18 protein-coding genes and 2 pseudogenes are annotated in these 18,064 nt (G+C 39.0%); 7 read left to right on the top strand and 13 right to left on the bottom strand.

The features are described from left to right. The first annotated feature begins 88 nt into the window (after positions 1-88). Positions 89-1,465 carry an MFS transporter gene (locus BO26_RS15290; RefSeq protein WP_036772847.1) on the top strand — a complete coding sequence of 459 codons (1,377 nt, stop codon included), beginning with the start codon at positions 89-91 and terminating at the stop codon, positions 1,463-1,465. A gap of 161 nt (positions 1,466-1,626) precedes the next feature. On the opposite strand, the gene BO26_RS15285 is transcribed toward BO26_RS15290, so the two are convergent. Then, positions 1,627-2,118: a YajQ family cyclic di-GMP-binding protein gene (locus tag BO26_RS15285; RefSeq protein WP_036772846.1), complete on the bottom strand. Its 492-nt coding sequence runs from the start codon at positions 2,116-2,118 to the stop codon at positions 1,627-1,629. A 131-nt stretch (positions 2,119-2,249) separates the two neighbouring features. Here BO26_RS15285 and panE point away from each other — a divergent pair. Further along, a pseudogene (gene panE / locus BO26_RS15280) lies at positions 2,250-3,165 on the top strand (2-dehydropantoate 2-reductase). Positions 3,166-3,358: 193 nt separating this feature from the next. On the opposite strand, the gene thiI reads toward panE, so the two are convergent. Next, complete coding sequence (gene thiI / locus BO26_RS15275; protein WP_036772844.1) at positions 3,359-4,807, bottom strand: tRNA uracil 4-sulfurtransferase ThiI; 1,449 nt, start codon at positions 4,805-4,807, stop codon at positions 3,359-3,361. A gap of 201 nt (positions 4,808-5,008) precedes the next feature. On the opposite strand from thiI, the gene xseB reads away from it, so the two are divergent. From xseB to dxs, 3 genes are all read left to right on the top strand, one after another. Continuing rightward, complete coding sequence (xseB, locus tag BO26_RS15270; protein WP_036772843.1) at positions 5,009-5,287, top strand: exodeoxyribonuclease VII small subunit; 279 nt, start codon at positions 5,009-5,011, stop codon at positions 5,285-5,287. Between the two features lie 4 nt (positions 5,288-5,291). Next, complete coding sequence (gene ispA, locus BO26_RS15265; protein ID WP_036772842.1) at positions 5,292-6,209, top strand: (2E,6E)-farnesyl diphosphate synthase; 918 nt, start codon at positions 5,292-5,294, stop codon at positions 6,207-6,209. Positions 6,210-6,271: 62 nt separating this feature from the next. After that, the gene (gene dxs, locus BO26_RS15260) at positions 6,272-8,137 is read left to right on the top strand and encodes a 1-deoxy-D-xylulose-5-phosphate synthase (RefSeq protein ID WP_036772841.1); all 1,866 of its coding nucleotides are present in this window, start codon (positions 6,272-6,274) and stop codon (positions 8,135-8,137) included. A gap of 190 nt (positions 8,138-8,327) precedes the next feature. Here the strand turns inward: dxs and BO26_RS15255 are convergent, their stop codons facing one another. Then, positions 8,328-8,801 carry a hypothetical protein gene (locus BO26_RS15255; protein WP_036772840.1) on the bottom strand — a complete coding sequence of 158 codons (474 nt, stop codon included), beginning with the start codon at positions 8,799-8,801 and terminating at the stop codon, positions 8,328-8,330. After that, on the bottom strand, positions 8,798-9,640 hold the full coding sequence (locus BO26_RS21605) for a winged helix-turn-helix domain-containing protein (RefSeq protein WP_157835565.1): 843 nt from the start codon (positions 9,638-9,640) through the stop codon (positions 8,798-8,800). The genes BO26_RS15255 and BO26_RS21605 overlap by 4 nt, the downstream gene beginning before the upstream one ends. Before the next feature lie 542 nt (positions 9,641-10,182). Here BO26_RS21605 and BO26_RS24675 point away from each other — a divergent pair. Continuing rightward, entirely contained in the window at positions 10,183-10,443 is a 261-nt protein-coding gene (locus BO26_RS24675) for a RepB family plasmid replication initiator protein (protein WP_072023280.1), read from the top strand. 51 nt (positions 10,444-10,494) lie between these two features. Then, positions 10,495-10,594: pseudogene (locus tag BO26_RS24180) on the top strand (type VI secretion system tube protein Hcp); the annotation flags it as partial. 292 nt (positions 10,595-10,886) lie between these two features. Here BO26_RS24180 and BO26_RS15245 read toward each other — a convergent pair. The 9 genes from BO26_RS15245 to BO26_RS15205 form a co-directional block, all read right to left on the bottom strand. After that, a complete protein-coding gene (locus tag BO26_RS15245) occupies positions 10,887-11,102 on the bottom strand; it encodes a FliM/FliN family flagellar motor C-terminal domain-containing protein (protein ID WP_036772839.1) in 216 nt (71 codons plus the stop codon). Between the two features lie 6 nt (positions 11,103-11,108). Next, positions 11,109-11,753, bottom strand: coding sequence for a hypothetical protein (locus BO26_RS15240; RefSeq protein ID WP_036772838.1), 645 nt, complete (start codon positions 11,751-11,753; stop codon positions 11,109-11,111). Positions 11,754-11,764: 11 nt separating this feature from the next. After that, entirely contained in the window at positions 11,765-12,763 is a 999-nt protein-coding gene (locus BO26_RS15235; RefSeq protein ID WP_036772836.1) for a hypothetical protein, read from the bottom strand. Further along, complete coding sequence (locus tag BO26_RS15230; RefSeq protein ID WP_036772834.1) at positions 12,763-13,146, bottom strand: hypothetical protein; 384 nt, start codon at positions 13,144-13,146, stop codon at positions 12,763-12,765. The genes BO26_RS15235 and BO26_RS15230 overlap by 1 nt, the downstream gene beginning before the upstream one ends. Then, positions 13,143-13,889, bottom strand: coding sequence for an OmpA family protein (locus tag BO26_RS15225; protein WP_236637471.1), 747 nt, complete (start codon positions 13,887-13,889; stop codon positions 13,143-13,145). Before BO26_RS15225 ends, BO26_RS15230 begins: the two co-directional genes overlap by 4 nt. A 31-nt stretch (positions 13,890-13,920) precedes the next feature. Then, positions 13,921-14,961 (bottom strand): EscU/YscU/HrcU family type III secretion system export apparatus switch protein, encoded by a 1,041-nt coding sequence (locus tag BO26_RS15220; RefSeq protein WP_036772829.1) that lies wholly within the window; start codon positions 14,959-14,961, stop codon positions 13,921-13,923. Positions 14,962-14,976: 15 nt separating this feature from the next. Further along, positions 14,977-16,866 (bottom strand): FHIPEP family type III secretion protein, encoded by a 1,890-nt coding sequence (locus BO26_RS15215; protein WP_036772828.1) that lies wholly within the window; start codon positions 16,864-16,866, stop codon positions 14,977-14,979. Next, entirely contained in the window at positions 16,859-17,464 is a 606-nt protein-coding gene (locus BO26_RS15210) for a hypothetical protein (RefSeq protein WP_036772871.1), read from the bottom strand. The genes BO26_RS15215 and BO26_RS15210 overlap by 8 nt, the downstream gene beginning before the upstream one ends. Before the next feature lie 108 nt (positions 17,465-17,572). After that, positions 17,573-18,064, bottom strand: a 492-nt coding sequence (locus BO26_RS15205; RefSeq protein ID WP_036772825.1) for a hypothetical protein, incomplete at its 5' end; no start/stop codon positions are given.

Genomic DNA, 18,064 nt, shown 5'->3' with positions numbered 1-18,064 from the left:
TATACTTCAATATTATTAATTCAATTAACTATTTACCGCTTGTCAGAAACCTATCTACAATGACATATCAAAATACTTCGAGGTAATCATGAACGATAATAAAATGACGCCACTTGAGCTTCGAGCAACATGGGGCTTAGGCTCAGTTTTTTCTCTGCGTATGCTGGGCATGTTCATGGTTCTTCCTGTTTTAACAACTTATGGCCTTAACCTAAAAGGCTCTACCGAAGCACTTATCGGTATTGCTATTGGTATTTATGGTTTAACTCAAGCAATTTTCCAGATCCCTTTTGGCCTGCTTTCAGACAAAATTGGCCGTAAGCCGCTAATTGTTGGTGGACTAATACTCTTCGTTCTTGGCAGTATTATTGCCGCTCTCGGCGATTCCATCTGGGACATAATAATTGGGAGAACATTACAGGGAGCTGGAGCTATATCAGCTGCAATAATGGCTCTGCTTTCTGATTTAACCCGAGAACAAAATCGAACTAAAGCAATGGCTTTTATTGGCATTAGCTTCGGAATGACTTTCGCTATAGCAATTGTGCTTGGCCCCATCCTTACTCATGCCATCGGTTTAAATGGATTATTCTGGGGAATTACCATTCTGGCCGGTTGTGGCATTCTGATAACACTATTTGCTGTTCCCTCTACAGACGAACGTATTCTTAACCGTGAATCAGGCATTGTTCGTCACAGTTTCCATAAAGTTCTCGCTGATAGCCAATTGCTGAAACTTAACTTTGGCATTCTCAGTTTGCACACTTTACTAATGGCAAGTTTTGTCGTTCTACCTTTAGCTATGCAGAAAGCAGGATTTCCGGTACAACAGCATTGGAAGGTTTACCTGATCACCATGCTGATTTCATTCTTATCTGTTTTGCCTTTCATTATTTACGCAGAAAAAAAGCGCCGCATGAAACAAGTGTTTCTGTTATGTATCTCTATGCTATTTATTGCTGAAGTTGTCTTATGGTCAGCGGGGCACCATTTATGGGTGATTTTTATTGGAATACAAATTTTCTTTATTGCTTTCAATATAATGGAAGCTATTCTGCCATCACTTATCAGCAAGGAAGCACCAGCGGGTTATAAAGGCACAGCAATGGGTATCTATTCCACCAGCCAATTTTTAGGTGTCGCTTTAGGAGGCAGCCTTGGTGGTTGGTTATATGAATTAAAGGGAGCACCGCTGGTATTTATGGCCGGTATAGCCCTGACAATCATTTGGTTTATCATCAGCACGACGATGAAACAACCTTCTTATGCCAGCAGTATCAGAATTTCGCTGCCAAAAAATATAATCAACAAGGCATTATTGGAGCAAAAAATTCTTATTCAGCCGGGTGTTTGCGAAGTCGTTATTGTGCCAGAAGAGTACAGCGCGTACATAAAGGTAGATACCAAACAGACGAACAGAACACAAATTGAGCAATTGATAGCCAATAATGACATGATAGATTAAGTATCAAACCCGAACATATAAAAAGCGAATAAAAACCCACTCATTCTGGTTCAGTATTAAGTCAAATTGGGAATAGGGTTTCCGGTCAGGAATACCCCACTCCACATTAGGCTAAATATATCAATCCATTAAGTGGCGATAGTCAGCCAATATGAGAAAAATCAATCCCGGAAATTAGTAAACTGAAATGGCTGTCCTAACTCTGCTCCGCGAACCAATGCAATAACACTTTGCAAATCATCACGAGCTTTGCCGGTTACCCGCACCTGCTCACCCTGAATCTGTGCCTGCACTTTTAATTTACTATCCTTAATCAGCTTTATAATCTTTTTGGCCGTAGGGGTATCAATCCCCTGCTTCAAAGTTGCTTCAACGCTGTAAGTCTTACCACTGTGCAACATATCATCAGGGATATTCAATGCAGCTCCATCAATACCGCGCTTAGCCAACTTTTCACGCATAATATCAACTAACTGATTTACCTGAAAATCCGACTCACTGGCAATCTTGATAGATTCACTTTTTTCATTTAATTCGAAACTGGCGCTGACATTACGGAAATCCCAGCGGGTAGCAAGTTCGCGCTGTGCGTTTTCTACTGCATTGCGAACTTCATGTATATCAATTTCTGAGACAATATCGAAAGATGGCATTATCCGTGACCTCCTGATAATCAATAAGTTGGCATGATAACCGCTTTCCATTATCAGCAAAAGCTCTATACTCGGATTAGCGGGATCTTGTTATTTCCATTCATTATGACAGCGTCTTTCAAAAGGTATATATGAAGATAACCGTTCTTGGCTGTGGCGCTATAGGAAAACTGTGGCTGGCAGCATTATCACAACAAAAACATCAAGTACAAGGTTGGCTAAAGACTTCCCAATCTTATTTATCTGTTCATATTGACGAAATTAATGACGAAGTCTTCAACCAACCAATCCCAACTAATAGCAATGACCATCTTGCCAACAGCGAATTATTGATTGTCTGCCTGAAAGCATGGCAAGTCGCTGATGCAGTTAATGATTTACTTCCCAAACTTTCAGCTGATTGTCCAATCTTATTACTGCACAATGGTATGGGTACTCAGGAAAAATTGCTATCAGCGCCTAATCCAATACTTCTTGGCCTCACAACACATGGCGCATATCAGAATGCCCAACAGGTTTATCATACCGCTTCCGGGCTAACATATATTGGCTCAGCAACGCCAAATGCAACCGGACTCAGCTTTTTAGCTAATGTATTACATCGATCTTTGCCGAATGTTGCATGGCATGATGAAATTCTCTCTATTAGCTGGCTGAAACTTGCCGCTAACTGTGTCATAAACCCACTAACTGCACTTTATGAATGCCGGAATGGCGACTTACTTCACTACCCAGAACAATTAAATGTTTTGTGCGAAGAAATTATTCAGGTTATGCAACGAGAAAACATGCATACTTCCATCGATAACCTGACTACCTATGTTTACGATGTAATTAATCTCACTGCAAAAAATTACTCTTCCATGTTGCAGGATATCCGCGCAAAACGTCGTACTGAAATTGACTATATCACCGGTTATTTATTGCGCCGGGCCCGTGCACATGGATTGGAGACTCCTGAAAATACGCGTATCTATAACCTGATAAAACACAAAGAGGGTAATTAATTATGAATACTTCGGTACTCATCTGCCAGGCTCACGATAAGGGCCAGCAACAGCTTTCAATTTCGCCTTAAAACTCATCGAATTATTAAAAGGACGAAAAACAGTAACAGAGGTCGCCGCTCAACTCATATTGCTACAAGGCGAATGTTCTTATCAGGACTGAAAAAAATAGACAAAAATATCTTACTTTATGCGATTAATTGGGGTTCACGTAATAAGAACCCCAAATGCAATTAAGGCCGATAAACCTTCACATTATCAAAACCCTGCTCGATTAAATAAAGAGCTTGCAAACGACTCATTACTCCACGTTCACAATAGAGCAGATAGGTTTTCTCTTTTGGCAAATCACCAAACTGGCTACTCAATTTATAAAATGGCAGCGATTTAATCTCTATACCATTCATCTGTAATGGCCGATCATCTTGTTCATCAGGTGAGCGAATATCCAGCAATACATCCGTTGGAGTAAATTCAGTTACAGTCTCAACTTCAACCACTTGCTCACGACTTTGTTCTGCGATCTGGCGGATATCCACATTCTGAGCTTCACTGACAACTTTCTCCAGAATATTAAAATCGAAATTCGCTTCTTCTGCTTCAATTTTGGCTTTAACCGCTTTTACTGTCGGACTTTTTGAAATCACACCACAAAATTCAGGCATTGTACGGGCAAAATCCTCCGTGCCAATTTCACGAGCCAACCTGATAATGTGCTCTTTATCATGTGAAATCAGTGGCCGCAGAATCAACGTATCCGAGGCATTATCAATCAAACGCAGATTAGTCAATGTTTGGCTGGAAACCTGCCCTAAAGCCTCACCGGTAACAATAGCCTGCACCCCATAACGTTCTGCAACTTTAGAGGCTGCTCTTACCATCATCCTTTTAAGCACGACACCCATTTGACCATCATCAACCTTTTCCAGAATTTCAGCGACAACAGGCTCAAAATCCACTGCAACGAAACGGACCTTATGGGAGCTACCAAAACGGTTCCAAAGATAATGGGCGACCTGCTTCACACCAATTTCATGAACGGAACCACCAAGATTAAAGAAACAATAGTGAACACGACAGCCACGACGCATTAACATATAGCTGGAAACACCGGAATCAAATCCCCCAGAAATCAGGGACAATACATCTTCCTGTGTTCCGATAGGAAAACCACCAATTCCCTCATAACGGGCTTTTACCAAAATCAGCACATCCTGATCAATTTCCAGATTAACGGTAACATCAGGATGATTGAGTTTTACTTTCGCAGATTCAATATGCTGGTTTAAACCGCCGCCGACATAGCGTTCTACTTCATTGGAAGTAAATTCATGTTTACCACGGCGTTTAACCCGTACACAAAATGTCTTATTTTGGAGCGATTCGCTATAAACCTCAAAAACTTGTTCAAAGATATGATGCATATCACGAAATTCACGTTCTTCTACTTGCAGAATATGATGGATACCAGGAATACGTGTCAGCACATCACAAATTTGAGGACCAAGGTTTTCATCTTTGGTGCGAACTTCGATATTATCCCAATGGCGCACCACCGCAATATTATCTCCCAACGTTTTAAGCACATTGCGAATATTACTGGCAAGAATTTTAATAAAGCGCAAACGAACAGTTTGGCTCTTAATCGTGATTTCTGGGAATAATTTAATAATAAACTTCATAGTGAGTTATAGTAGTAGTTAGGAGTTTTGATAAATAAAACTGACAATCATGTTCTGGTAGTCAAATCAGGCTGCGAAGTATAACACCATCTCGCTACATAGCGCGTAAAAAATACAAAACCAGTTAAGGATTTGTTTGTACCAGCATAATAGGATAGTCTGCATCCTCAGGCGAACTCTGTATAAGATAGTAAAAAGATTATGCCAAAGAAAAATGCAACATCAGAAAGTACAAACAGTACGCCAGAAACGGCACCTACAATGACATTTGAACACTCATTAAAAGAGCTGGAACAAATTGTCATCCGACTAGAATCAGGTGAACTGGCACTGGAAGAAGCCCTGAACGAATTTGAGCGTGGTATTCAATTAGCCCGTCAGGGACAACAGACTTTGCAACAAGCAGAACAGCGGGTACAAATTCTTCTTAACGATGACGCCCAATCTCCGCTGAGTCATTTCTCCCCGGATACTGAATAAACCTATGTCTGAACAAAATTCCATTCAATTTGAACAACAGCTTAAAACCTATCAGCAACGGGTCAATAAGGTTCTGATAAACACATTATCTTCACTGGCGTTTTCAAATAGCCCACTGGTTCAAGCAATGCAGCATGGTACATTACTTGGTGGCAAACGCCTGCGCCCATTTTTAGTTTATGCAGTCGGTGAAATGTTTGGATTATCCACCAACAATCTGGATGCTCCAGCCGCAGCTGTTGAATGTATTCACGCTTATTCCTTAATTCATGATGACTTACCCGCCATGGACAACGATGATTTACGCCGTGGACAACCAACCTGCCATATCAAATTTGGAGAGGCGCATGCTATTCTGGCGGGAGATGCGTTGCAGGCCCTGGCATTTGAAATATTATCTAAAAGAGAAATGCCAGATGTTACAACGGCTGATCGTCTTGAAATGCTGGCTGAATTGGCGACTGCCAGTGGCATAGCCGGCATGTGTGGTGGCCAATCTCTGGACTTAGAAGCGGAAGGAAAACACATTGATCTTCAGGCGTTAGAGCAAATTCATCGCCATAAAACTGGGGCTCTTATTCGTTGTGCTGTCAGAATGGGAGCTTATGGTGCAGGCCAGAGTGGGCATGACGTTTTACCTGAATTGGATCAGTACGCTCAGGCTATTGGCCTCGCTTTCCAAGTTCAGGATGACATTCTTGATGTGATTGGCAGTACCGAAATGATCGGCAAGCGTCAGGGCAGTGACCAACAGTTAGGAAAAAGCACCTACCCCGCATTACTAGGGTTAAAACAAGCACAGCAAAAAGCACACGAGCTGTATCAAGAAGCACTAAAGGCGCTGAGTAAACTGGAAGAAAAATCCTATAACACAACAACGCTGCGCGCACTTGCCAGCTTTATCATTGAACGTAATAGCTAAGGTTTGCTGGTAAATTTATCCACTAGCAACTCTATTAATAAACACTTCTTAACGAGCATCAAATGAGCATTGATATAGCCAAATACCCAACATTGGCATTAGCGGAAAATCCTGAAGAACTTCGTATGTTGCCAAAAGAGAGCCTGCCGAAGTTATGTGATGAACTTCGGCAATTCCTGCTAAACAGTGTCAGTCGCTCTAGTGGTCATTTTGCCTCTGGTCTTGGTACCGTTGAGCTGACTGTGGCGTTACATTATGTTTATAAAACGCCTTTCGATAAGCTGGTATGGGATGTCGGTCATCAGGCTTATCCTCATAAGATCCTGACAGGGCGTCGAGATCGTATTGATACAATTCGTCAAAAGAATGGACTTCATCCTTTCCCATGGCGGGACGAAAGTGAATACGACACCTTATGCGTCGGGCATTCATCAACCTCTATCAGCGCTGGGTTAGGTATGGCAGTTGCCGCTGAGCGCGAAGGCAAAGGCCGTCGTACCGTCTGCATTATTGGTGACGGCGCGATAACTGCCGGTATGGCTTTCGAAGCGATGAACCATGCTGGGGATATCGATCCAGATATGCTGGTCATTCTTAATGACAACGAAATGTCTATCTCAGAGAATGTTGGTGCGTTAAATAATCATCTGGCCCAGCTTCTTTCCGGTAAGCTCTACACCACATTGCGGGAAGGTGGAAAAAAAGTCTTTTCCAACCTGCCACCCATTAAAGAACTACTGAAAAAGACAGAAGAACATATCAAAGGAATGGTCATTCCTGGCACGCTGTTTGAAGAGCTGGGCTTTAATTACATTGGGCCAATTGACGGGCATGATGTGCTGACATTGACCCAAACTCTGAAAAACATGCGGGAGTTGAAAGGGCCACAGCTACTGCACATCATGACCAAAAAAGGTCGTGGCTATGCACCCGCTGAAAAAGATCCTATCAGCTGGCATGCAGTGCCTAAATTTGATCCAGCAACGGGTACATTACCTAAGAGTTCAGACAACCGCCCTACTTTCTCCAAAATCTTTGGAGAGTGGTTATGCGAAGAAGCGGCTAATGATAAAAAACTCATGGCAATCACACCGGCGATGCGTGAAGGTTCTGGTATGGTGCGTTTTTCCCGCGAATATCCGGATCAATACTTTGATGTCGCTATCGCAGAGCAACATGCCGTCACTTTTGCCGCGGGTCTGGCAATTGGTGGTTATAAGCCTATTGTCGCTATCTATTCAACATTCCTACAACGTGCTTATGACCAGGTTATTCACGATGTTGCAATCCAGAATCTACCTGTCCTGTTTGCAATAGATCGCGGAGGTATCGTTGGCGCCGATGGTCAGACACACCAAGGGGCCTTTGATCTCACCTTCCTGCGTTGTATTCCTGGCATGGTAATTATGGCACCAAGTGACGAGAACGAATGCCGTCAGATGCTACATACAGGCTATCATTATCAGCAAGGTCCAGTAGCAGTGCGCTATCCGCGAGGAACAGGAACTGGTGCAGAACTTCAACCATTTGAACAATTACCAATTGGTAAAGGTGTTATTCGTCGTCAGGGTAAGAAAGTGGCTATTCTAAACTTTGGTACCCTGTTACCCGATGCAATGACCGCAGCTGAATCACTGGATGCTACCGTTGTTGATATGCGCTTTGTTAAGCCACTGGATAAAGAATTGTTACTGGAGATGGCTGGCAGCCATGATTTACTGGTCACTCTGGAAGAAAATGCCATCATGGGCGGGGCTGGAAGTGGTGTTAATGAAATTCTGATGCAAGAAGGTCATCTTGTGCAGATTCTAAATATCGGCCTGCCCGATCAGTTTGTACCACAAGGTAGCCAGGAAGAAATCAGAGCTGATTTAGGACTGGATGCTACAGGTATTAAAAATAGCATTAACAAAAGGCTGTTATCCTAATTTAAAACTACAGCCGTAAAAACCAAAAATCTGCGTTTTTTCCGATGAGTACAACGCTGAAAAAACGTGGAACTTAAGCTTTCCATAAAAATGTATTGCCTAAAGTGGTCCCCTGGCAATACATCTTAAAGGGGGCTAAAATAGCCTCCCTTTGGTTAAAATATATTTTCTTAAATAATCTAATATTATATTAATTCATTAAACATATTATTGGGCTCTTTGATAATTGACTAAATAACAATGTATTTTTTTTAAGTCGTGATAATTCTATGTAATAGTCATTGCTACCAATCTCATAAAAAAAAGACATTAAATTCTCAGGAGTATTGTCGATAGCTTTAGGTTGTGAGCTCGTATATTTTACAACATAAATTCCGTTATTATCGTCATCTGAATAGGTAAAGGTAATTATTCTATCCAGAGCATAATATTTTATTCCATCATGAAGAGTACCATAAATGCTAATAGTACCTTTTCCGTTCCCATGAAAGAGATGAATAGTGTTTACATGCAGAGTTATGATTTCATCTTTGACCTTTTTTCTTATAATCACCTCTGCTTCACAATTCAGTGGCCTGGTTTTCACATAAGAGGATTTATAGATGAACGAAATTATAAATAGCACTACTGCCAGAATAAACAGAAAAAAACTACGATATGTCATATAGGTGCTCCGTAGTGATTTATAATAGAGAGGCAATGGTTATATTTTCTTGATGGTGCTATGGAGCAAATTCCAATAAAGTACGTTTTTGCAAAATTATTCTCAGGCATGATTCTCCGATGGAAAATGGACTGCTTTACGCTCCGGCAATCAATTTTTTCGTTGCCAATATCTTGTTCAGCCATTTCTCTTAATGTTTCCTTAGAATAACCAAGTTTATAATCGAGAGAAAACACTTTACATTTTCCTGTTGTATAAAGATAGGAATAAGGTTCCTGGAATATTTCTACCGTCCTTTTCGAAAAATAAAATACATAAAAAGAAAGTAACAAAAAGATAAATGCAATACCTAAAAAAATACGGGATTTTAACCGATTATTTACATAGTTACTTCCGTGTTCTTTAAGAATACAATTTTCTCCTTCAGGCTCCCCCTCTCTCGGTCGATCTTTTCTATGCAAGTCTGATATTATTATATCTGTACTGTTTTCTTCTTCAGGAGATTCCAGCAATGACACTTGTATATCTGCCTCCAGTCGGAATCCTACTTTAGGGATTGTTTTAATTATGGTTAAATCGGCACTTAAACTGGAAAGATTTTTTCTTATTTCACTTATGTAAGAATTTAAATTGCTATTTGAACCGGTAAAACCATAATCTTCCCAAACATTCTTCAGTAAATCTTCTCTGGGGATCGTTTCGCCATTATTTTTTATTAACTCAAGAAATAAGCGGCTGGCTGGATTTGAGAGTTTTACTGTGTTTAATGGATTATTGAATAATGCTAATGTTTTCTCTTTGGGATCAAAGACAACAATCATATTTATAACATATTTCATGAAACTCAGACTCTTCCGATCAAGATCTCTTATATTGTTATACATGCAAAATAGCATATCAACAGGTTATTCCATTTTTTTAATAAATAATGCAAGGATAATTTGAATCCCTGAGATGTTGTCGGTTGTAACTTTTCAAGGTGAAAGAAGTTGATACAACTGGCGGAGCTATGATTGTAATTCTCTGAACTTAAAGCGTAATTGCTATGCTGATTTCACTAAAACTCGCATATCCATTGCATCGCATCCATTCCATTTTCAGATTTAGGAATAACCATTCCATTGGCGATTGACGTTCCTATGCCAGACATCGCCACAGAGTAATTTTAAGTCAGCCAAAATGATATTACCTAACCAACCGATTTGCGGGAAAACAGGCCCAACACGACTGCCAGTTTTGTTGACTAGTTGTTATATACCCTATGGATTTAAGATACATCGCGACGGCAAAGGAGCGAATCCCCAGGAGCATAGATAACTCTGTGACCGGGGTGAGTAAGTAATGATTAAGAAATGTTCTTTTCTGGTTTTTTACAACTCTGTTGGAAATAACAGGGGACAGACCTGTTAGCCTTAATGACTTTAGAACCATATTGGGAATTGAAGATAAATATTTACAATTTAGAGATTTGAATAAACTTCTTTTAAAAACAAATAATAAAGAATTAAATAAAAAAATAGTAATTTTAATCACCATTTTTATATTCAACTTTAATGCAAGTAAAAAACAATATTTTAGATTTCTATTTCTTGATTTATATTACCATTGTAATTTTTACTTATGTGTCAGGTTACAGACTTAACTTACTTAGAGTTTATTAAGTTGAATTATAAAAAACCAGGATAGTAATTTTATGTCATACATGATTTATTTTTCTTTGAATGGTAAAAAAACAAGGGCTAATTTCTTCTGGATGTTCAACCCTTGATTCAACAGAAAACAGGTATCAAAATTGACACGAGGACCAAATACAGATACCGAGCTTATTTTTCTTTAGTTTTTGTGAATTTTTGTGAATTGGAGAAAATTTTCCTGTTGAGAACTGACACTCTGTTTTAATATGTTCGATAATCGACTATAAATGGATATCAGACAGCTAAAGAAAAACGCCTTAAATATCATTGTAGTCGCAATTAAGTAGCTCATCCCACTTAGAGCTATTTCTGGGTTTCCGTTTTTCATCCGTCCATTCATATCGAAACACTTATATCGGACGTCACTGTTATTTCAGTGACGTCAATTTTATTATTCTGCCATTTGGTTTACCTGGTCAATCGCTACACAAAATTGTTCATCAACCTTCACTAAAATTCCTGTAGCAATCACTTCATTTCCGCTTTTGAGTATTACCTCTGACTGAACAAAATTCGTTAATGACTTTACTTGTCCTTTCTGCAAATGAATTAGCTCATCAAGTGTCATACTACAATTAGCCACCACAACGTCTAGCTTTACGCGCATAGTTTATTACCTCTCAGCGAAAGAAACTACAGCTCGGCGGACATCTCGAATTTCTTCCTGAGCTGAGGTGATCTGTGTCATCATATTTTTAAAATCTTGCTGCAACTTATCTAAATCCACCTGAGTGCTATCTGAATATGCGGTCATAGTGGCATTCATTGATTGTAACTGATCGTAGTTAACAGAATTCTTACCCCCAGTAATAGCATTTATCCCTGAAGAATCTTTCAGTGTTTCTTTTATATATCTATCAATTTCATTATATACAGAGCTACTATTAGAATAAATATTCGTTGTCTTATCTATTTTTGTCGGGTCTAACTTAGATATATTCTCCGTCATTAGCGTTCCCCAAAGGCGATTTATTTCTGCTATGGCCTTAGACTTATCTGATATTTCTACGGCTAAAGCTTCAGCTTTTTTAGTCTGCGTAATGATATATTTCGAAAGCAATGCATCAATCAGGCTCAACGGATCTCTGTGGGTAGAGGTAGCCTGTTTGAAAGTACTTTCTACAGTGTTACTGTCCAATACAGTGACAGTATTATCAACGAATTTTTTTCGCTGAGTGAGCGCATCAGAACTCAAAAATGATGCCTCAGAATTTACTACATTATTATTACCATAAGAAAAAGTTATTGAATCCGCCATATAGTTACCTATTATCTATGAATGAAATAAACTTTACTTTTATTGTCTTTCTTGAAAAGAATCTTTTCTTCAGAAATTGAGTCTATTATCCCCAATCCAGGTACATTGCTCCCTTCCCAATAACGCCCTTGTTGATCATAGATATATCTTCCTCCCTGAGTTGAGAAAAATACTGAATAAGGGAAGTCTTGTGCCTCAATTATTTGACTATCATCATAATTTGATTTCAATTGAGAAAGCTCGGAATTGTACCCTTTAGATTTTAACAATTGGCTTGCTTTAGCAAGGTCATTTACTAACCAGGCATCACCTTTACGTACAAAAGTTATCCCGTATTCGCCAAATAATTGCATTATCAGCATTTCCTTTTCAGGAAAATCAACACGAATTTGCGTGTAATTCTCTTTATCTATCAGCTGATAAGAGAGTGGTTTGCCACTGCTATTAGAGACAACTCCAACATTCAGATGTGCAGCTGCCGGATAATTATCACTCTGAATAACCTTAGTTTGATTTTGCCAGCCATCAGGGAGTTGCTGTTTTATTTTTTGATCAAATACATAAAGTTTTCCATCTTTTATATATCCACTGCCCACCTTATTGAAATACTCACCAATGTTCTTTTCCTGCTGATGTTGGATAAGAAACAATACCGCGATCAATACAAACAAACTCAATAAAAAGATCATTAACCCTAGTGTACCATAGCGCATAAAATAGAAACGCTTAAGCTTTGGGTTACGATTGCCTTGGGGAAAAACGAAAAACCTCAAACCTGAAATTGAATAAATAACATTTTCTTTTAATTTTACTGTTCTCTTTTTCCACCCACTTAAATAAAGCCCTTTTTCTTCAAGTTTTATAACAAGATTTACGTTACCAGAAAGATATTCTGGCACGCTCAACGTGTTATTGTCCGTGACTTCTCTTTCACCGGTTAACAATAGTGTTGATTCAATAGGCAATGTCAACCCATTCAAATACCCCTCTGTAAATTCAATTAACCACATTATATCAACTTCTCTTTCATCAAATTCCGGACAAGTTCAACCGTTTCATTAAGATAGTCATGCAACTGATTGGTATGCTCCGGTATTAGAAAACTTCTAACTAAAAAATAGCCTGCATTATTAATTAAAGCGATATAACTATCTAACATCAAATGGAAATTACCATTCAATTCGAGAGCTTTCACAGGATCCAACTGGGCTTTACTTAATGATATAAGCAAAATCAAATGCCCCGGCAACCCAACGCGTGTTCCATCTTCAATCCTACACTCTATCTCACCATACATTCCTACTAATGCCTGATTGCCATCAAAATTTGTCCCTGAAGCTTTCACTGACTGAATGAAATCACGCATTAAGAAGATAAATTTTCGATTATTCATGGTGCTAACCTCACCTCAATCATAAAACGACGCTGTTGTACGCGTTGTAATGCTGTATTTTCACCGTTCTCGACACTGCCTCGTATAAAAATCGGAATATCTCGCAGACCTTCCTCAATCAAGAATTGACGAACAGATTCAGCTCTCTTATTGGCTAATACTTTGTTCATCGGATAATTTCCTGATGAATCCGCAATACCGTAAATAGTCATTTCAGAGACGGGTATTGATGATAGTTCCTTAATGACTACCAGTAACGTGGCTTTTCCTTTACTGGTCAACTGTGATTCATTAACCGGAAATAATTCTGAAAAAATAAGATGAACCAATTTACTACCACCAAATTGAGTAGAAACGGCTGAACTCTTATTCCCATTATCACTACCAAACTGAACAGTAACATCTGAACGCTTATTCCAACTTTCACCACTGAAAGGTTGAAGATTTTTTCCTTTAACAAAGTGAGGATCACTTAAATAAGATTTTCCACAATTAGAAATCTCATCAAAACCATAGGTACTGAGGTTTGCAATATAAAATCTGGATGGTTTCATTGCTTCTTGCACCTCAACACAGGCTCTTTGGTGTGGAGAACCATCCGTGTATTCTGGCGGCTGTCTCACCCAGAATCGTAAATTATCAACATCGTCAGCATTAGTGTAAACCAGATTATATATGTCTTGTTTCCAGTCCATATCCAGGAATAAGTTGCCATCCTTGATTTTACTGCTGCAAGCACCCATGCTCATTACGCCGAAGAATAGCCATATGCACTTAATTTTTAGCAAAACTTTTTTTCCTATTTAATGCAACAATAATCAACGCAATATCGCGATAGAACTCTTTATCAATATAATTCTCCCCACGCTTCATCTTATGCAAAATTTTCCTGGCTAATGGTTTATCCTCAATAATTGGCACCCCTAACGACTCGTAATAACTTCTTTTCCCCAATGCCATATCATTAGTATAAATACTCAATACAACAGGAGCCTGATCAATTTCCGGTTCATAACAAATTGGCACTAAAATATGCGTTGGGTTTGCTAATGCAAAAGTTGGACGCCGGCCTTTTGTCATAGGTTCGTTCATCAATTCACGCATTTTGTGCCGTCTTTCCATTTTTATCAGCGGTGAACCTTCTGTATCCTTCATCTCATTTTTCATTTCCGTCATCGTCATACGATTCTTTTTTTGAAACCGATAGGATTCAAATAAAAAGTCCACCGCACCGACACAAATGCCATAGATAACCATCAGAAGAGATGCTCCCCCTATATAGTATACTAAGTCATATACAAAAAATGACGGGTTACTGACTTTATGTAACTTATTTAATTCAACGCCATAAGTATCGAAAACATACTTAAGGAGAAAAATCAAAAACACAAGTTCCAGCACTTTTCTAAATGAATTGGTAATAGCATCAAAACCTAACGTATTTTTAAATCCATTAACCGGATTTATCTTATCAAGATTAAATCCGATCCCTTTCGTATTCAATACAACCTTATTAATCACCACCCAATTAACTATAAAAAAGATAAATTTCGCTATGGCAAAAAATGCCATAATAACAGTCAAAGATACCAGAATAGCGTCAAAACCAGAGGACAAATCCGCATAGACAATAAATTCAACCCAATAATTGAAATCACTGAACAATAACACAATAAAAAGAGATATTGATATAAAGAACAGAACAATAGCAAAAGTAGGTTCTGCCAATTCCGTTTTCGGAAACTGCCCTTTTTTTCTCAAATCTCGCAATTTTTTTGCTGTAGGCGGATATTTTTTAGGTTCTGTTGATTCCACTATGACACCCTATTATCACGGAATTGTAACCTGAAGCATTTCAGTATCTTTGATGAGGCTGGAATTAGTAATGTCACTATAACTGCAAACCGCAAGTGAAGAGACAACCTGATGCATAAAGGATTTCACAAAATTGACTTCTGCATCACTGACTACCAATACAGGTTTAATTTTATTTTTTTCAGTTAACCTACAAATTTCATCTCGCAAAGACTGTCTCACTGACATCAGCATATCTATATTTTCCTCCTCACCACTAACAAAAGACTCAATCAGTTCAGTTAATTCAGCAGGTAATATTGCAGCAAAAATCACACCATCTTGATTGACTAAACGAGAAGTAATTTCATAGCGAGCCTGGGTACGTATTCTCATAAGCCAATTTTTTGGTTCACTATCCAGCCTTGACCAATAAATCAATGATTCAAAAAAGCTAATAGAATCTAAATAAAATTCGGGGCAATTGATCATCTGTTTAATAACATCATGTACTCGATTTATACCTATAGCAGAATCAATTTCCTTCTTCATAACTTCGCTTGATTTAGATAAATCGTCAATGATATTACTTGTAAATTGAATATTATATTTCTCAATTAACCGTTTACGTAAGAAATAATTAATAATAACTGTCAAATTATTGGTTATTTCGGGTGAGTGAATGAATATCTCATCCCCCAGAATGTCGTCAACACCAATAGCCTTATTTTGTACAAATGAATATAATTTAATCCCTAATACACTAACCTCAATATCACTTTCTAAATGAGGATCCACGACTACGCAAGGTTTCCCTAAGCTCTGTCCCCAGACCAGTTTCTCAATTCCAACCACACCATCATAGATAATATATTGATGTTTACTCTCTTTAAGACGAAAAGTGAGAGATTCGAACAATCCACTTCCCTCTCCGTCCAAAATTTTAACCGCCGTGTGAGATTGCCCTCGCCGAAGAAAAAATGCGATGGCAAGACAAACAATAGAGATAGGAATACACACATACATTAAATTAGTATTGAGCATCCCCAAAAACATCATGATCAAGCCAATGAGCACCAGGTTTTTCCAAAATGCGCCAACCTGAGTTGTCAGCTGCCCCATGAAAGAGCTGGATTTTTCATCTACCCCTTTAATTCTCGTCAGGTACACCCCACAGGCTACTGATAATAATAAACTTGGAATTTGTGAAACCAAACCATCGCCGATGGTTAATATCGAAAACCGCTGGACGCTCTCAGAAACAGAAAGATCAAATTGATTAATCCCAACATAAATACCGCCAAATAAGTTCACGAGGCTAATCAATATCCCAGCTATCGCATCCCCTTTAATAAACTTCATTGCGCCTTCCAGTGAGCCAAACAGCTTATTTTCTGTGCTCAACTCTGCTCGCAATGCTTGCGCCTGCTCCCCGGTAATCATATTGTTTTTGAGATCGCCATCAATCGTCATCTGACGTCCCGGCATCGCATCAAGAGAAAAACGAGCCCCTACTTCAGCGACCCTCTCCCCGCCTTTTGTCACTACCAGAAACTGAACAATGGTAATGATGACGAAAATAATCAAACCAGAGAGCAAACCAGCCCCCATGACAAAATGGCCTATAATTTCAATGACCATCCCTACTTCATCATTTGCAAGAATATTTCTAGTTGTAGCAATCGATAATAATAGTCGAAAAGTTGTCAGTAACAACACCACCGTAGGAAGAAAAGTGACTTTTAATGGTTTGTCATTCTCCAACATAATAACCAGCAGCATTACCGAGATAATAAAGCTGGACAGAACAAAGATATCAATAATAAATCCTGGGAGTGGTAACAGTATTACAGCCGGTAATAACAAAGCAATAATAACGCTACTTGGCTTTAACCAACCAGAAAACTCCCCAAGTTGCTTAATCATAAGACATATTCTCTAAACAAGATTTAAGTTCAGATAATAATTCTTGTGTATTAATACTCACCACACAGTCGTCATTTTCAATCGTTAATGTAGTTCCGTTATCACTGTAAGATTTAACAATCACCAATGACTTCTCTACGTCATTTAATTCAGCATGCAGCGCATCACTCAAATAGCCAATCAGACTATCACTTTGATTCATTTTTATCAGTCTGTTGCGAATAGCTGATGCCATATTACTCCTGGCATCAGCAATAGCTTCACTCAGTCTCTTTTCCTGAGCATCGAGCAGTTTATTCAACTGCTCTTCTGCCTTTTCAAACCATTGCTGCTGTGAAAGAGTTAATTGATGAATGGCTGACGCTTGCAAATGGCTAATATGTTCATTTAACTCCCGCTCTTTATCCTCTATCATTTGAATTGTTTGCTGTTCAATAAGTTTCTGAAACTCCTGAACCTGCTCTTCAATGGCCATCAGCAATGCATGAGCATCACTATAAATGCGAACATGCGATTTCTTAATAATACTCGAGTGGCGATCACGCTTAAATACAAGCAGGGGAATCGCCTTATATGATGATTCTATTTCAATAAACAAAATACTATCCAGTGGCAACTCTTAATAAAGAATCAACAATAAACTTTGCTCTCCCCTGCACACAATGGAAACAACGTGAAATATCATGAACAGGCAAAGCGAAACATATCATTCATGTGAAAAATTAAGCTGTTTCAGCCTGAATGGAGATACCACCCGAGTCTCACCTTTTTGATTCCAAATATTCAAGTTCACCGGCTTGTCCATCCCAATATTATCCCGATGTGATTGGGAAAATAATTTCACTTTCTCAGAATCTAATCCTTGAGTCCTCACCCTATCAGTATAATTATTCCCTTGATCGGAAATAATTGCCGACTCTGCTACTCCCGCTCCTGTATTAGTAACGTTGACGTTATTCCTCACTCCGCTGGTATGATTATCACCCCGCCCGGATATCGCTCCCTGCGTGGTTTTCATCCCGTAATCCGCCTTCACGGTCGGCCACCGTTGTTGTTTCTCAACTGTCGCCGCAGTCCCCGATGCTGGCGCGTTATGCCTCACGCCACGGGTATGATTATCGCCCCGCCCGGATACCGCCCCCTGCGAAGTTTTCACTCCGTAATACGCCTTCACTGGCGGCCATTGTTGTTGTTTCTC

Source organism: Photorhabdus australis DSM 17609 (genome assembly GCF_000711895.1).
Taxonomy (GTDB): domain Bacteria; phylum Pseudomonadota; class Gammaproteobacteria; order Enterobacterales; family Enterobacteriaceae; genus Photorhabdus; species Photorhabdus australis.
Note: the sequence above shows the minus strand (reverse complement) of the source record. Positions and strands in the feature narration are given on the sequence as shown.

Bases quoted from the DNA above. Each gene is read 5' to 3' on its own strand.
- BO26_RS15290 (WP_036772847.1), top strand. From the start codon at position 89: ATGAACGATAATAAAATGACGCCACTTGAGCTTCGAGCAACATGGGGC.
- BO26_RS15285 (WP_036772846.1), bottom strand. From the start codon at position 2,118: ATGCCATCTTTCGATATTGTCTCAGAAATTGATATACATGAAGTTCGC.
- thiI (WP_036772844.1), bottom strand. From the start codon at position 4,807: ATGAAGTTTATTATTAAATTATTCCCAGAAATCACGATTAAGAGCCAA.
- xseB (WP_036772843.1), top strand. From the start codon at position 5,009: ATGCCAAAGAAAAATGCAACATCAGAAAGTACAAACAGTACGCCAGAA.
- ispA (WP_036772842.1), top strand. From the start codon at position 5,292: ATGTCTGAACAAAATTCCATTCAATTTGAACAACAGCTTAAAACCTAT.
- dxs (WP_036772841.1), top strand. From the start codon at position 6,272: ATGAGCATTGATATAGCCAAATACCCAACATTGGCATTAGCGGAAAAT.
- BO26_RS15255 (WP_036772840.1), bottom strand. From the start codon at position 8,801: ATGACATATCGTAGTTTTTTTCTGTTTATTCTGGCAGTAGTGCTATTT.
- BO26_RS21605 (WP_157835565.1), bottom strand. From the start codon at position 9,640: ATGAAATATGTTATAAATATGATTGTTGTCTTTGATCCCAAAGAGAAA.
- BO26_RS15245 (WP_036772839.1), bottom strand. From the start codon at position 11,102: ATGCGCGTAAAGCTAGACGTTGTGGTGGCTAATTGTAGTATGACACTT.
- BO26_RS15240 (WP_036772838.1), bottom strand. From the start codon at position 11,753: ATGGCGGATTCAATAACTTTTTCTTATGGTAATAATAATGTAGTAAAT.
- BO26_RS15235 (WP_036772836.1), bottom strand. From the start codon at position 12,763: ATGTGGTTAATTGAATTTACAGAGGGGTATTTGAATGGGTTGACATTG.
- BO26_RS15230 (WP_036772834.1), bottom strand. From the start codon at position 13,146: ATGAATAATCGAAAATTTATCTTCTTAATGCGTGATTTCATTCAGTCA.
- BO26_RS15225 (WP_236637471.1), bottom strand. From the start codon at position 13,889: ATGGGTGCTTGCAGCAGTAAAATCAAGGATGGCAACTTATTCCTGGAT.
- BO26_RS15215 (WP_036772828.1), bottom strand. From the start codon at position 16,866: ATGATTAAGCAACTTGGGGAGTTTTCTGGTTGGTTAAAGCCAAGTAGC.